This is a genomic window from Bifidobacterium sp. RTP21102st3_E2_RTP21102_210122 (genome assembly GCF_040916945.1).
Lineage (GTDB): Bacteria > Actinomycetota > Actinomycetes > Actinomycetales > Bifidobacteriaceae > Bifidobacterium > Bifidobacterium longum.
Genome location: NZ_JBCPAN010000022.1, coordinates 1 through 1,517, shown reverse-complemented (window position 1 = coordinate 1,517; position 1,517 = coordinate 1). Strand labels below are relative to the sequence as shown.

General features: G+C 36.0%; 2 protein-coding genes. Both read right to left on the bottom strand.

Annotated elements, in window-relative coordinates; all coding sequences use genetic code 11:
- Positions 1-563: ERF family protein (locus AB5287_RS09955; RefSeq protein ID WP_368221169.1), on the bottom strand; the 563-nt coding region annotated here is incomplete at its 3' end.
- A gap of 189 nt (positions 564-752) precedes the next feature.
- Positions 753-1,112 (bottom strand): HTH domain-containing protein, encoded by a 360-nt coding sequence (locus tag AB5287_RS09950; RefSeq protein ID WP_150867943.1) that lies wholly within the window; start codon positions 1,110-1,112, stop codon positions 753-755.
- Positions 1,113-1,517 lie beyond the last annotated feature (405 nt).

Here is a 1,517-nt window from a genome sequence, read left to right as displayed (position 1 = left end):
TTTGCAACTTGGTCAAAGTTAGCATTTTTGAGCTGTGCCCAAGTACGAACTTTGCCATAAACTGCCTTGTACTGCTCATTGTCAATCAAATCTGATTGGTTAGCATTGTTGCCTTGCGGCGATTGATTATTCTGTTGTGCCGCTTGTGCTTGATCTTCATCAACTGGATAATCGTCAACATCTTTCTCACCGATAGCAAACAGCCCCTGCAACGCATACTTTCTAGCGTAAGAGCTGACTGCACCTGTCCATTGCGGCTCTTGCATTTGCTTGATTTGCCCTTTTTGGGTGTTAAAAACTGGTACCAAACTTAGTTCAGCATATGCTGTTGATTGGTACTTTTCATTCCTTTCGTCATTGATAGCTACTGCAGTAGCTTTGACAAAGATTTTACCTGTAAGCTCAATGAGTTCGTCAGTTACGATGACAGACCAATCACTTTTTAGCTCTTTGAAGGTTGTATAGATGTCCTCTGCATTTCTAAAGGCGTACTTGACATCTTTTGTTTTTTTCTTTGCTAATTGCATTTGTCTTTGCAACTCTGCAAAAGTTAAATCTGCCATTTTTTGACTCCTTTTATTATTTATAATTATTATTAGATTGTTGTATAGTTAGTATTTATTATTTAGTTAGTGGCGTAAGCCTTAGATTATTGTTAGTTAGTACTTGTTATATAGTTAGTATTTATTAGAGGGCAATTTTTAACATGGCAATTTTTAACATGGCAAAATCTTCCAAGTGTAAAATTTCACTCACGAATCACCTGTGGATAATTCCTTGATTAAGTTGTCTTTTAAATAAGATTTGTAATCGTCTGTCATAGGAATATCAGAAAAGAATCTTTTAAACTCTGTGCCATTACCTCGTCCATGACTAACCCTTACAGAGAGCAAATAACCACAGCTCTCTAATATTTTGAAATGCCTATCAACTGTTCTCCTACTAATATTCATTCTTTTAGCTATTTCTTCCGGATATACGACCCAATCAGATTTGTTAGTCAAAATAACAGTTAGAATCCCAATTGTAGCGGGTTCAAGTCTGTTATCTTGAGTAAAAGCATTATTGATCGATGTATAGTTTTCGTGAGTATTTCTGATGATGTACTGCATATTTCATAGACTAAGCTCCTTTCTGTATCTCTCGCTTCTGTATTCCTAGAATGATGTCATAGTAGGAATGACCGGCTGGAATAACATATCCAGTCAAGTCTTCGATAACAGAGCCATCTGCCATTATGTTTATAATACGTGGTTCCCATTTCTTTTTTATTGTTTTCATGGTATAATTACCTCATAAGTATTTTTGCTTAGTCCCTCAATGGAATTGCCGTTCCATAGGGGCTTTTTTGGTATAATTGACTTATCCTAAAATGAAAGGAGGACAAGCCATGATTACATGTCATATTGTGGTTGGTGGAAAATCACGACCAATGCCATTAAATTTACCTAGTGTTCCAGTAAAAGGTGATATAATTGCACAGTCTCCTGACCACAAATCAGAGCATTATTTAGTAA